This is a genomic window from Paenibacillus sp. J22P90 (genome assembly GCF_059692195.1).
This window is the reverse complement of sequence record NZ_JCAUAY010000001.1, coordinates 54,518-67,933: the sequence shown is the minus strand read 5'-3', so window position 1 is coordinate 67,933 and position 13,416 is coordinate 54,518. Positions and strand designations below refer to the sequence as shown.

Annotated in this window: 8 protein-coding genes; 3 read left to right on the top strand and 5 right to left on the bottom strand. The window is 47.5% G+C overall.

Annotation, left to right across the window (positions count from 1 at the left end):
- Window positions 1-330: 330 nt before the first annotated feature.
- The 4 genes from AC58UX_RS00285 to AC58UX_RS00270 all read right to left on the bottom strand — a co-directional run bounded on the left by AC58UX_RS00285 (window position 331) and on the right by AC58UX_RS00270 (window position 6,787).
- On the bottom strand, window positions 331-2,439 hold the full coding sequence (locus tag AC58UX_RS00285) for a molybdopterin oxidoreductase family protein (protein ID WP_497248572.1): 2,109 nt from the start codon (window positions 2,437-2,439) through the stop codon (window positions 331-333).
- A gap of 44 nt (window positions 2,440-2,483) precedes the next feature.
- Window positions 2,484-2,834 (bottom strand): nitrite reductase small subunit NirD, encoded by a 351-nt coding sequence (gene nirD / locus AC58UX_RS00280; protein WP_497248570.1) that lies wholly within the window; start codon window positions 2,832-2,834, stop codon window positions 2,484-2,486.
- Window positions 2,835-2,867: 33 nt separating this feature from the next.
- Window positions 2,868-5,294 (bottom strand): nitrite reductase large subunit NirB, encoded by a 2,427-nt coding sequence (nirB, locus tag AC58UX_RS00275; RefSeq protein WP_497248568.1) that lies wholly within the window; start codon window positions 5,292-5,294, stop codon window positions 2,868-2,870.
- 251 nt (window positions 5,295-5,545) lie between these two features.
- Window positions 5,546-6,787 carry a nitrate/nitrite transporter gene (locus AC58UX_RS00270; RefSeq protein ID WP_497248566.1) on the bottom strand — a complete coding sequence of 414 codons (1,242 nt, stop codon included), beginning with the start codon at window positions 6,785-6,787 and terminating at the stop codon, window positions 5,546-5,548.
- A gap of 467 nt (window positions 6,788-7,254) precedes the next feature.
- Here AC58UX_RS00270 and AC58UX_RS00265 point away from each other — a divergent pair, with 467 nt between their 5' ends.
- Complete coding sequence (locus tag AC58UX_RS00265) at window positions 7,255-7,872, top strand: ANTAR domain-containing response regulator (protein WP_497248564.1); 618 nt, start codon at window positions 7,255-7,257, stop codon at window positions 7,870-7,872.
- On the top strand, window positions 7,869-8,900 hold the full coding sequence (locus AC58UX_RS00260) for an anthranilate phosphoribosyltransferase (protein ID WP_497248562.1): 1,032 nt from the start codon (window positions 7,869-7,871) through the stop codon (window positions 8,898-8,900). The genes AC58UX_RS00265 and AC58UX_RS00260 overlap by 4 nt, the downstream gene beginning before the upstream one ends.
- Before the next feature lie 312 nt (window positions 8,901-9,212).
- Here the strand turns inward: AC58UX_RS00260 and AC58UX_RS00255 are convergent, their stop codons facing one another.
- Window positions 9,213-9,989: a peptidoglycan-binding protein gene (locus AC58UX_RS00255; protein ID WP_497248560.1), complete on the bottom strand. Its 777-nt coding sequence runs from the start codon at window positions 9,987-9,989 to the stop codon at window positions 9,213-9,215.
- Window positions 9,990-10,272: 283 nt separating this feature from the next.
- Here AC58UX_RS00255 and AC58UX_RS00250 point away from each other — a divergent pair, with 283 nt between their 5' ends.
- Window positions 10,273-13,266, top strand: coding sequence for an efflux RND transporter permease subunit (locus AC58UX_RS00250; RefSeq protein WP_497248558.1), 2,994 nt, complete (start codon window positions 10,273-10,275; stop codon window positions 13,264-13,266).
- The last annotated feature ends 150 nt before the right edge of the window (window positions 13,267-13,416 follow it).

The following is a 13,416-nucleotide window of genomic DNA, read 5'->3' as shown; positions in this document are numbered from 1 at the left end:
GGAATGCATCGTTCACCTACGTAGAGACCCTCTGATGAGAGTGAGACGAAAATCATGAAGTTAATCACACACATCTAACTGTATTTCCTCCATCTAATTCTCGCCTATTCCGTTGGAATATCCATTTAACTGGAAAAACTCCAGCTATTTTCACCCATTCCCCTCAAACACTCCAATTCCAGCTAAATTAGCTGCATAAAATCCATCTAAATTCGATTCGAGTCCATTTTCGGCGAAAATAACTGTATAAAATCCAGTAAGATACCAAAACGAGGCAACTTGAGCACGTCAAAAAGCCCAGTTGGTCCCCCAACTGGGCTGCTGCACACCTTATTCCACTCGCTCAATCTTCACCGCACAAATTTTAAACTCCGGCATCCGGCTCGTTGGATCCAAGGCATCATTCGTCAACACGTTGATCGAATGCTCATCGCCCCAATGGAAGGGGACGAATACGGTGCGAGGTTGGATACCTTCGGTGACCTTGACTTGAAAAACAAGTGATCCACGCCGGCTCGTGATTCGGATCTTCTGCTCCACGCTAAGGCCAATGCGCTTGGCCAAGGAAGGATGAATTTCGGCAACCGGAACGGGTGCTTTTTTATTTAGTGCTTCGGTACGGCGTGTTTGCGCGCCGCTCAAGTAATGGTTGGCTAGACGGCCGGTTGTCAGCACGAAAGGGAAGTCAGAATCAATGGGCTCCGCAGGCATTTTCGGCTGAATACCGAATAGTTTGGCTTTTCCATCCGCATGATGAAAACGATCTTGGAATAATTGCGGTGTTCCAGGGTGGTCAGCCGACCCGCAAGGCCAGAAGATTCCTTTCTCTTTTTGCAAGCGTTCATAGGTAATACCGCTATAGTCAGCCTTGCCCCCCGCAGTTGCTGCAGCTAGCTCGCGAAACACGTCTTCAATACCCGCATATTGAAAGTACGCGCCACGTCCTAATGCTTCAGCCAGCTCGCTGATGATTTGGTAGTCGAGTTTGCAATTCCCTGGAAGCTCCATAGCTTTCCTGCGGTGGAACACGCGACCTTCGAGGTTGGTCATGGTGCCTTCCGCCTCCGCAAAGGAGGAAGATGGCAGGATATAATGCGCATAGCGTGCCGTTTCCGTCTCGAACATATCCACGACTACGAGCAACTCTAGCTTTTGCAAAGCTCGCTCTACCATCTTATTATTCGGGCTTGATACTAATGGATTCGATCCTAGCACGATTAAAGCCTTAATTTCACCCTCATCGATCTTCTTCAGCAGCTCGTAGGCGGAGACGCCTTTGCCCGGCAGCTCGCTCGGATCGATCCCCCACACCTTCGCCACGTGCTCGCGTGCAACTGGATCTTCGATCAAGCGGTAGCCTGGGAGCTGGTCAGCTTTTTGCCCATGCTCGCGGCCGCCTTGACCGTTCGCTTGACCGGTGACAGCTCCGTAGCCGCAGCCTGATCGCCCTATTTTACCCGTGAGCAGTGTCAGGTTAATGTAATTGAGTGTGTTCTCGACGCCATTCACTTGCTGCTCCAAGCCTCTTGCGGTGAGCACGATCCCCGTCTCCGCCTTGGCAAAACCACGAGCGATGGTACGAATGACCGCTTCAAGCACGCCTGTTAAATATTCAACGCGAGCTGGAGTGAACGTTTTGACCGCTTCCTTCACCTGTTCGAAACCAGACGCACGCGATTGAATAAATTCGTGATCAACTAAGTTCTCTTCAATCATCACATGCAGAAGTCCATTGATAAAGACGGAGTCAAAGCCTGGTTGCAGACGAACATGAATATCTGCTGTTTTGGAGGTCATCGTATTGCGAGGATCGATGGTGACGATCACGGCGCCTTTTTTCTTTGCTTCTAATAGATAGGGCATCATCGTAGGTTGGCACTCCGCAATATTCGTGCCTGCTAGAATGATATATTTCGCATTGGGAATTTCCGATAACGGCATCGTCATCCCGCGATCGATTCCAAAAGCTTGATTACTCGCAGCAGCTGCCGAAGACATACAATAACGACCGTTGTAATCGATATATTTGGATCTCAACGCCACACGCGTAAACTTACCAAGTAAGTAACTTACTTCATTGGTTAACGAGCCTCCGCCATAGACGCCGATTGCATCACGCCCATGAGCTGCCTGCAGCCCTTGAATCCGCTCAGCAATATCCGCATATGCGCTTGCCCAGGTCACCGGTTGCCATTGACCTATCCTAGCCTTTTCCCTGAAAAGAGGCTCCAGAATACGTTCCGTATGAACGACATGCTCCAATGCATTTAAGCCCTTCTGACATAGTCGACCTGTCGCAACAGGAAACTTAGCGCTCGGTTTAATTGTGAGTCCTTCTGCCTTCTCGTTTGGTACAATCTCCAATCCACACTGCATACTGCAAAAGCAACAATGGGAGGAGGGCTGTTCATCCGATAATGTGATTAGTGCTGATTTCACGCACCCCACCCCCGTTGATCATTCTCTTTTTATAGTAGAAAAAATTAACTCGCCATTTCATTAGCCTTAGGAAATCCAATGTAGACCGTTCCATCATCCACTTTGGTCAGGTACGTTTTCACGCAGCCCGTATCAGGAGCTTGCACGAGTCCGGAAGGCAAATGAATCTTGCGATCATGCATGGGGCAGAACACATGGTCATCACAGACGATCCCTTCGGCGAGCACGCCCTCTTTATGCGGACAACGATTCTGAATCGCTTGAAGCTTACCGCTTTTCAATTTGAACAGGGCAACCTCTTCTCCTTGATAACGAATCGTCTTTCCCGTATTAAATGCTAATTCCTCGTAGGAAACGGCTTGCACCCAAATCATTTGCTCATTTTGTGTAATCATCTTCTCTGCTCCTCCCGGTTCATCTCTCTATTTCTACTTCAGCTCGACAACTTCATATAGGTCACGTTGGATTTTCTTGCTATCGATGGCTTGCTTCCATGGATCTTGTGTCACAGAAAGCGCCAAATCCATACGCTCACACAATTTCTTGCGTTCTTCTTCATTTTGAACAACATCACGGATATGCTCGATACCAAGACGGTGCACCCATTCGCTCGTACGCTCGCCGTATTTGCCTGTTTCGCGGTAATATTGCAGATAAGCTTCTGTATATTCAATGATCTCTGCTTCAGTCTTAACGGTGCTCATTAGATCACCTACGCGAACTTTCACCCCGCCGTTACCTCCCGCATACAGCTCCCAGCCACCGTCCACGGACACGACACCTAGATCTTTAATACCAGATTCAGCGCAATTTCGCGGGCATCCCGATACAGCAAGCTTCACCTTGGCAGGCGTATTCAACCGTTCAAAACGTTTCTCCAACTCGATGCCAACACCCATCGCATCCCCGGTACCGAAGCGGCAGAAGGTTTCGCCGACACAGGTTTTAACCGTACGCAACGCTTTCCCGTAGGCGTAACCCGATGGCATATCCAACGCTTCCCACATGGCGGTCAAATCTTCTTTTTTCACACCTAGCAAGTCGAGACGTTGTCCTCCGGTAAATTTCACGGTTGGTACATTGAATTGTTCGGCAACCTCTGCAATGCGTTTCAGCTCAGTTGGATTCGTAACACCGCCATAGATCCGTGGAACAACGGAGTACGTACCGTCTTTTTGAATATTGGCATGCATACGTTCATTGACGAAGCGAGAAGTGCTGTCATCTTTATAAGTTTCAGGGCTAATCATGCCCAAATAATAATTCAGTGCTGGACGGCATTTGGAGCAGCCCTCTTCATTTTTCCATGCAAGCACGTTCATCACTTCACGCACATGGGATAATCCTTTTTCCCGAATGGCAGTAACAACTTCATCACGCGTATGCGTCGTGCAACCACAGATCGTTTCTTTTGCAGCATTTTTATCGTAGGAAGCACCTAAGGTAAAGGCGAGCAGATCACTTACCAACGGCTTACAGCCACCACAGGAGCGAGACGCAGTCGTGCAGTTTTTAACCTCATCGACCGTTGTTAAACCTTGATCTTTGATGGCAGAGCAGATCGTCCCTTTCGTCACGCCGTTACAGCCGCAAATGATCGCGTCATCTTTCATCTCAGCGACACCAGAAGCCGCACCACCGCCGCCACTCGAACCGTCTGTGAGAATCGATGTTTTCGCCATTCCGCTGATGTCCGTTTCTTCCCGGATCATTTGCATCAGTCGCGTGCCATCGGCGGTATCGCCGAAGAGCACGGCGCCGATAATTTTATTGTCTTGAATCACGACTTTCTTATAAACACCCGTGAACTCATCATGAATGCGAATCGCTTTGGTTCCTTCGGCATCCACGAATTTGCCGCCAGAGAATACGTCAACACCCGATACTTTGAGCTTCGTGTACAAAATAGAGCCTTCATACGGGCCCGTTTCTACTCCGGCCAAATGCTTCGCCAACACGGCACCTTGCTCGTAGAGCGGTGCTACGAGACCGTAAGCGATGCCTCTGTGCATCGCACATTCTCCAACGGCGTACACGTTCGGAACACTCGTTTGCAAATAATCATTGACGATGATGCCTGGATTGCATTCAATACCTGCTTCTTTCGCAAGAGCCACATTCGGCCTAATGCCTACTGCCATCACAATCAGATCCGCTTCAGCAACCGAGCCGTCCTTGAATTTCAAGCCCGTCACTCGCTTGTCACCGATAATTTCGGCCGATTGCTTCTCAAGCAGGAAGTTGATGCCTTGCTCTTCAAGAGCGGCTTGCAGCATTTTGGAAGCTGTGCGATCGAGTTGGCGTTCCATGATCGTATCGACGATATGAACGACATCAACTTTCATACCCAAATTGAGAAAACCTCGTGCTGCTTCTAATCCTAGCAAGCCGCCGCCAATGACAACTGCTTTTTTGTACTTTTTAGCCGACTCAATCATAATTTCACAATCACGGATCGTTCTGTACGCCATGACGCCTTCTTTGTCCGCACCTGGCATAGGAATAATGAATGGATTAGAGCCGGTTGCCAAAATTAATTTATCGTAGGACACCGTCAAACCTTTATCGCTCGTTACGGTTTGTGTCAGCGTGTCGATACTCGTAATCGTTTGATTTGTATATAAGGTAATGTTATTGCTCGTATACCATTCGTATGGATGAATCACAATATCTTCGACTTTGGAATCACCGGAGAGCACGTAGGACAATAAAATTCGATTGTAGTTGGGATGTGGCTCGCTGCCGAAAATCGTAACCTCATATTTATCTGGTGTCAGTTTTAGTAAATGTTCAACGGCGTTTACGCCCGCCATTCCGTTTCCGACCAGGACTAACTTCTCTTTTTTAACTGTCATTATGATCATCCTTCCATCCATTTACTAGGGCATTCCTTCGAAGAGTGTGAGTGTGATAAAAAGGGCCATTCAGGAGCCAAGCTCCCGAATGACAAATTGGGATATGGAGCTTGAGCAGCTCGAGATTAACTGAACTGCAAAGACGCTAGTCGTAACGCCTTTGCCCATACAGCCTGTGGAGCAAGCTGCATGAGCAAAAACTTTACAGGCGGCCCCTGACCAAGTAGAATCAGCGGCGTCCCCTGCCTATGTTAAGCTTGAACCGTATCCATGCTGGAAGGCACTGCTTTTACTTTGCCGCCTTCACCGATCCATGTACGTTTCCATTGCCCTTGAACAATTGCGATGATTACAATACAGGAGATTGCAATTCCACTTAGAATTAGAAATCCTGGTGTGAAAGAGCCTGTGGATAGCTTCAGATTGCCAAGGATTTTAGGTAAGAAGTATCCGCCAAGTCCCCCTGCTGCCCCTACGATTCCTGTCATAACACCAATTTCCGATTTGAAGCGCTGTGGCACAAGTTGGAATACAGAACCATTCCCCATTCCGAAAGCCATCATCGCAACGAAGAGCATGACTGTCGTCAATGAAAGTGCAGGAAGCGTAGAGATACCGGCCATCATTAAACCAACAACTCCGTAAAGCACCATTAACATGCGAATTCCGCCGAGCTTATCTGCGAGCCAGCCACCAACGGGACGGAAGAAGCTGCCTCCGATGACGCAAAGAGTTGTAAAGTCTGCAGCACGTACAGGTGAAAGTCCATATTGTGTATTGAAGAAAATCGTAAGATAAGATGCCATCCCTACAAAACCGCCGAAAGTAACACTATAGAAAATACAGAACAGCCACGAATCCTTCTGCTTCAATACTTTACCGTACTCTGCAATCGTTTTTGGTGCTGGTTTATTCGGACTATCCTTTGCCAAAACACTAAATATGACTAGCGTTACCGCAATTGGAATCATGGCAATACCGAAAACAACGTGCCAGTCGCCATAATGTTGTGCTATACGATTGGCGAACAAGGTAGCGAAGATCGTTCCGCTGTTCCCTGCGCCAGCAATCCCCATCGCTAGGCCTTGATACTGCGGCGGATACCAACTGCTAGCGAGCGGCAATGCTGCAGCAAAGCTTGCTCCTGCGATACCAAGCATCAGAGCTACGAAATACATATCTCCCATCGTGTCAGCGAACTGCCATCCCCAGAATAAAGGAATTAAGGTTAAAGAGAGTCCAATCTGTCCTGTTAATTTAGGACCAATCTTATCTGTAAGTACGCCAAGCACTAATCGAAGGACCGCCCCTCCCAAGGTTGGTAATGCAACCAAATTGGCTTTCTGTGCAGCATCCAAACCAAAATCTTTGGCAAGGATGACAGCTAGCGGTCCTAAGAGCACCCAAACCATGAAGCTCATGTCAAAATACAAGAATGAACTGAATAATGACCCTTTGTGCCCCACTTGCAAAAAACTTTTCCGATCTACCATGCCATCCCTCTCCTTTGTGAGGCTTTTCGCCTTCTTTTTTTCCTATCCAATTTGTTTTTGACTGCACGTTGACAGAAAAGGCCGACAAACAACCCCCATCAATTGCGGGATGCTTATCGGCCTCATTGCCACTGCTGCCACTTCCTCGTGATCAGCATGATAGAGTTTTAAAATCCATGTAAATTGAACATAAAAAGCCTATCCATTTACGTATTTGTAAGGGGATAGGCGCCGTTGCCTTCGTTAGGTGGCACATCATTGTGCCGATTTCTAACTTGATTATACGATGCGTTTTTTCCAATGTCAATAAACATAACACAAAAATATTGAACAACGATTACAATGTAATATATCGACAAAATTCAGATGCGTATGCTATAGTAATGCCGTATAATAATTCCAAATAGCACCAAAACCTAACATGTACATATCATGAGAAGAATGTTATTCAAGATGGAGGTTTTGCCATGTTACAATCATTCATTCTGATCGACGAGTTCCTGCCAACTCGCTCAGCCGCCTCCTCTGAGCCGTCACCTAGTGTACCAGATGAAATCATGAAGGATTTGGGGTTCCGCATTTATGCTTCATCTAATATGAAAGAAATTTCCTTTTTCATCCCGAAGGTCGATGCTGTATTATTATCGGTAAGTCCTGATAAAGTAGCAGACTGGCGTACTCGCTTGCTTGCTGTGCGGAGTCTCCCCCTTTTCTGGTGGTGTGATGCACACACTTTTCCTTCTAATGAATGTAAAATGGATGCAGGTATTGATGGCTTAATCGGCTCCATGATGAGTCCGCTAGAAATTCACGCCGCGTTACTTCTAGGCGTCAATCATTATTTCCAACGTACCGAGTGGCAGCAAGAACGTGAACAGCTCCTTTCCAAACTCGAGGAACGCAAGTGGGTCGATCAGGCTAAGCGAATTTTATGCGAAATCAAAGGCATTTCAGAAGCTGAAGCGTATGATTTTCTCCGTAAACAAGCCATGAATGAGCGTAAGCGTATGGTAGACGTCGCAACCTCCATCGTCAAGGTATATCAGATTTTACAGGATCAGAACAAAGGAGGCCGCAAACGATGATATCTCTATTAAAAGAAGTGGGTCGCGGTAAACGCGGAGCCAGAGATCTTACTTATGAAGAAGCAGCCCAAGCCGCTGAACTCATACTTACCGGAAAGGCGACACAGGCCCAAATTGGCGCTTTTCTCGTAGCCGAACGCATTAAGATGGAATCTCCGGATGAAATCAAAGCCTTCATTAACGCGCTGCGAGACCGCGTGACGACGTATCCAATAGCTGGCAGCATGGACTGCGCCGGCCCCTATGATGGGCGTACACGCACGTTCATCGCGACGCTGCCAACAGCGTTCGTGCTCGCAGCCTGCGGCTTGCCGACAACGCTGCACGGCAGTCCGAGCATGCCGCCGAAGTGGGGCATCACGTTGTCCGATGTGCTCACAGCGCTCGGCGTCAATGCGCTCGGTGCTTCGCGCGAAGCACTGATTTCGGCTGCAGCGCGAACAGGCTTCTTGTTCGCACCAACCGAAAGCTGGTGCGAACCGCTTGGCGAGCTGCGCGAGCTGCGCAAGGAACTCGGTTTGAGAACCGTGTTCAATACAGCGGAAAAGCTGCTGCGCTTCACAGAAGCACCTTATATGGCCGTCGGCGTGTTCCACGGGACTGTTTTTGAGAAAATCACGAATTTACTCATTGAATTAGGAGTTTCTCGCGGGATTGTCGTGCAAGGTATGGAGGGCTCCGAGGATCTGGGCGTCGATAAGCGAACTAGAACTTATCTCATCCAAGGCGAGACGAGTGAGTTATTCATTGTAGACCCTGAAATTTATGAGCTGATGGTGGAAGTTCCTGAAGTGGAATGGACAGCTGAACTGCAAGCTGAAACCGCATTGTCTGTATTGCGCGGAGATGCTGCGCTCCCTTACTTAAATATGGTGCTGCTAAACAGCGCTGTGCGCTTGTGGGTATCCCAAAAAGCAGGCTCCATCGAAGAAGGCATCTACATGGCCCGTCATGCGATTGAGCAAGGCGCTGCGCTGCAGAAGTATACGGAATGGACCGAAGCGATTAAACCTGTTTCAGCGACATAATTCATATATTATCCTGAGAGGTTCCCACATGTGTGGGGGCCTTTTTTCGTATTTGCACCAGTGAAAATGTAAAAGTACAACCTTCTGAACCAACGTTACCTTTCTATCGGAAATGCTTGCAAATGTGCAACTATTTCTGCCAGCATTCCTCATTTAGCCCCCTTTCCAGCATAAAAGGATGCCTTTTTGCACTAATTTAGCTATATTTACTCATTTCCCCTGAAAATAAGTGCTCTTTCGCATTTTTGCCCACCTCCTCACACGCGCAAAAAAAAAGAGCCAAGCGCGCAAACACCGCTTAGCTCCCTCTTTCTATTTCCCAATAAACTGCTGCGTAAACATCTTGCCGCACGGCCCGCCATCCACGATGCCAATGCCGATATGTGTATAATCTTTACTTAAAATATTCGCTTTATGACCTGGAGAGTTCATGAGTGCTTCATGTGCCGCTGTAACACTTTGGTTACATGCAATGTTCTCCCCTGCTGCATTATACGTAATCCCGAACTTTTCCATCATATCAAATGGCGAACCATAAGTCGGTGAATCATGCGAGAAATATTTGTTATCGACCATATCCTGGCTTTTGATTCGCGCTGTTTTGGTGAGTTCCAAATCCGCTGCAAGCGGGGATAGTCCGATAGCCGTTCTCTCTTTGTTCACGAGATCCAGCATTTGCTGCTCTTCGACAGTTAATCCGGATGTTGATGGTACCTGCGGTGCAGGTGTAGGACTCGGTGTATACGGCGTCGGCGCCGGTGTTGGGACTGGCGTTGGGGCCGCCTTCTTCGGAATCTTCAGATTCCCATATGCCCATAGAATCGATTGCAGGGTCTGATCGTCGACATTTCCTGTCACGGGCAACCCATATCTACTTTGAAATGCTTTAACCCCAGCTTGCGTTTGATTGCCATAGTAGCCTGTAATCGGTCCCGAATAGTAGCCCAGAGATTTCAACATCCCTTGGACTGCGTAGACGTCTGGACCTTTCGCGCCTTTGCCATACGCAAATACAGTCGTTGTGGAAGCACTGAACAAGACCACACAGATAAGGGCTATCCAAATTAACCTCTTTTTGCCTTGTAACATGCGTTACGTTCACTTCCCGTCTTCTTCAGTATCTTCGCCACACGATGGACGATAAGGGTAGCATTTCCACACGGTCCTTCTTTTATCCAAATTCATGAAAATACGCTCGTTTTGGAACCATATTTACATAGAACCCATCAAAGATGGAATTCTATACCTAAGGGATTTCTCAGTCCTCAGACTGAGATGAAACCCGACTCAAGCCATATTCGCTTCAAAATAACTATTGCTATACTTGATCCTAGAGAAATAAAGAGATAGATGATGAAAGGGAGCGAGACGTGTGACATGGTTTACGAGATGGGCTTTTAGCAACAAAGCAGCAGTAATTTTTTTAGTAATCTTAATTTTAGGTACAGGTGTCGGCAGTTATTTTAAATTGCCGATGGAATTCCTGCCTAGCGCAGATTTTCCGCAAATTAGTGTTACGGTCGTCGGTCAAGGCTACGATGCCAAATCCATGCTAGATAGTGCAACTACACCTATAGAGAAAGCTGTCTCCAGTGTGCCGGGTAAGAAGGAAGTCTTCTCCACCTCTTCCGATGGCTTTACGAAAATTGATATGACATTTGATTCGGATATTAAAATGAAGGATGCGCAAGCGAGCGTTCAAGAAGCGATCTCCTCGGTTGTTCTGCCAGCAGGCATGTCGAAGCCTTTTGTTATTCGTTTAAACACCTCGATGATTCCACTCTCCTGGGTAGCCCTCAACTTCAAAGACGGCATCACGAAACAAAATGTCGAGCTTGCGCAAGAGAAAATCTTACCTGAGTTCCAAAAAATCAGAGGTTTAGCAAGCGTTGTACTTGGCGGCACATCGGTGTCTCAAGTGATCATCCATCCAGACAAAGATAAGCTAGCGAAAGCTCAATTGCCTGCCCAAGTATTAATGGGTGTCCTACAGGGCCAGAATGTGACCGTCAACGTTGGGGAGAGACCCATCGATGGCAAAACGAGCGCAATTAAAGTCGTAGGGAACATGGACGATCTCAATACGCTTAATAATTTAACTGTAGCACCTGGCGTCAAACTAAAAGATGTGGCTACGGTTGAAGTTGCCGCTAACAAAGATACATTAACTCGGATCAACGGCAAAGACTCCCTCACATTGGTCGTTACGAAGGATACGAGCTCCAATGCGGTGGATATTAGTAAGGAAGTAGCTAAAATCTCTGATGAAATCGCGACGAAATACCCGAATGCGACTGCAGAGGTCATTTACTCCACGGCTGAGTCCGTCGTCACATCCGTTAACAGTATGATGAGAGAAGTATTGCTTGGCGCCTTATTTGCGACTATCGTCATTCTGATCTTCCTTCGAAACATTCGTTCCACATTTATTACGATTGTTTCCATTCCGTTATCACTGGGATTGACCTTGTTCCTGCTTTCCCAATCCGGTGTAACGCTGAACATACTGACCTTAGGCGGGGTCGCTGTCGCCGTAGGCCGACTCGTCGATGATAGTATCGTTGTTATTGAAAATATTTTCAGAAGAACGCAGAAATCTGAGTTCTCCAAAGAATTAATCATTGATGCAACGCGTGAGGTGGCGAGAGCCATTACCGCTTCAACCTTAACGACGGTTGCCGTGTTCTTGCCGCTGGGACTATTGAAAGGGTCCTTGCAAGCGTTCCTGCTTCCTTTTGCCTTAACGGTGACGTATTCCCTGCTTTCCTCCTTGCTGGTTGCGTTAACGGTCGTTCCTGTGATGAGCGCTTGGTTGCTTCGCAATACGAAACTGAAGGAGCATAAAGAATCGAAAGGTCTACGAAATATTTTAGCCTGGAGCTTGAATCATAAATTCATCTCCATCTTCGCTTCCCTGATCCTATTTGGCGGCTCCATCGCGCTTTACTTTGTAATGCCAAAAGGTGCAGTTGGCGGCTCCACAGCAAGTCAGTTAGTGGTCAGTCTCTCCTATACACCAGAAACACCGATCGCAACCGTGCGTGACAAAGCGATGGAATTAGAGAAATTTATGCTCGAGCAAAGTGAAGTTGACCATCTCATTCTTCAACAAGGGAACACCGAGGATAATGCGAAATGGGGCAGCGTAGCGCCTCCAACGATCGCGAATTTCCAAGTATTTATGAAAAAAGATGTGGATACTCAGCATTTTATCGATCAAGTCAATGCCCAGAAATCCAAATATCCAGATGCTGATTTGCAAGCTGGCGGCGGCAGTTTTGATGGAGGCAGCGGCTCCGCTATTACGGTTGATTTAACCGGAGATTCGGCCAAGAGCCTCGATCAAGCAGCAACAGATGTCATTGCGGCAATTAAAGGCATCGAAGGCGTCGAGAAAGTGACGAGCAATCAAAATGTAACAAAGCCCGGCTTTTCGATTACCGTCGATCCTGCATTGGCGAAGCCGCAAGAAATTGCTGGCACGATTCGTTCCCTCATGAATCCAACGCCGATTGGTTCCATGAAGCTGGAGAACAAGGAAATTCCAGTCGTGTTAGATGCTTTGATTAATCCGACGACGGTTTCAGATCTGTCCAACATTCAAATCATGACAGCAACGGGTTCAGCAGCCTTAACATCTGTGGCAAAAATCGAGAAAACGAATGAGTCCAACACGATTCTGCAAAAGAATAGCCAACAATTTTTGCGTGTGACGGCACTAGTTGACTCCGCCAAATTATCTAAAATCAACACAGAGATCACGAATAAAACAAAAGATCTAAAGCTTCCAACTGGTGTGGCATTAACCGTTGGCGGAGCTTCAGCAGAGCAATCCAGTGATTTTGCTGACTTGTTCATGACGATGGCCATTTCCATTGGTATCGTATTGTTGATCATGGTGATTACGTTTAAATCGTTCCGTGCTCCAATTGCGAGTATGGTATCCCTGCCTTTCGCGGCTGTAGGTGCGATTGTTGGGATGATGATCACGAAAACCTCGTTCGACGTGACCTCCATCTTCGGCTTCCTAATGCTGATCGGAATCGTCGTCACGAACGCGATCGTCTTGATCGACCGCGTGAAGCAAAACGAAGAGCACATGACCATTCGCGATTCCTTGCTGGAAGCCGCGGCAACGCGGATGCGTCCGATCTTGATGACCGCTGTAGCGACGATTTGTGCGATGATCCCACTTGTACTCGCCAAGGCCGAAGAAGGCAGCATCGTATCCCGCGGCTTAGCCGTTGTCGTTATTGGCGGCTTGACTTCAGCCACCATTTTCACCTTGATTATGGTGCCAACGGTGTATGAGCTTCTCCATGCTAGAAAAGCAAAGCGTCAAAGAAGACAGCTTGAATCGGCTTGATAGTCCGTTATGGCCAATTTCAGGTATGCAAAAGGAGCTAAAGCGTGTTAGCGCTTAGCTCCTTTTCATTTTGCAAATGCCTCCGTTTTTGTGCTGTGACTGGTTTCAGCGGAGCAAATATAGAAGAGTAAAGTGTGCGTAAGTCGATTT

Coding starts and splice junctions, on each gene's coding strand:
- AC58UX_RS00270 (WP_497248566.1), bottom strand. CDS start 6,787: ATGGTAGATCGGAAAAGTTTTTTGCAAGTGGGGCACAAAGGGTCATTA.
- AC58UX_RS00260 (WP_497248562.1), top strand. CDS start 7,869: ATGATATCTCTATTAAAAGAAGTGGGTCGCGGTAAACGCGGAGCCAGA.
- nirB (WP_497248568.1), bottom strand. CDS start 5,294: ATGACAGTTAAAAAAGAGAAGTTAGTCCTGGTCGGAAACGGAATGGCG.
- nirD (WP_497248570.1), bottom strand. CDS start 2,834: ATGATTACACAAAATGAGCAAATGATTTGGGTGCAAGCCGTTTCCTAC.
- AC58UX_RS00265 (WP_497248564.1), top strand. CDS start 7,255: ATGTTACAATCATTCATTCTGATCGACGAGTTCCTGCCAACTCGCTCA.
- AC58UX_RS00255 (WP_497248560.1), bottom strand. CDS start 9,989: ATGTTACAAGGCAAAAAGAGGTTAATTTGGATAGCCCTTATCTGTGTG.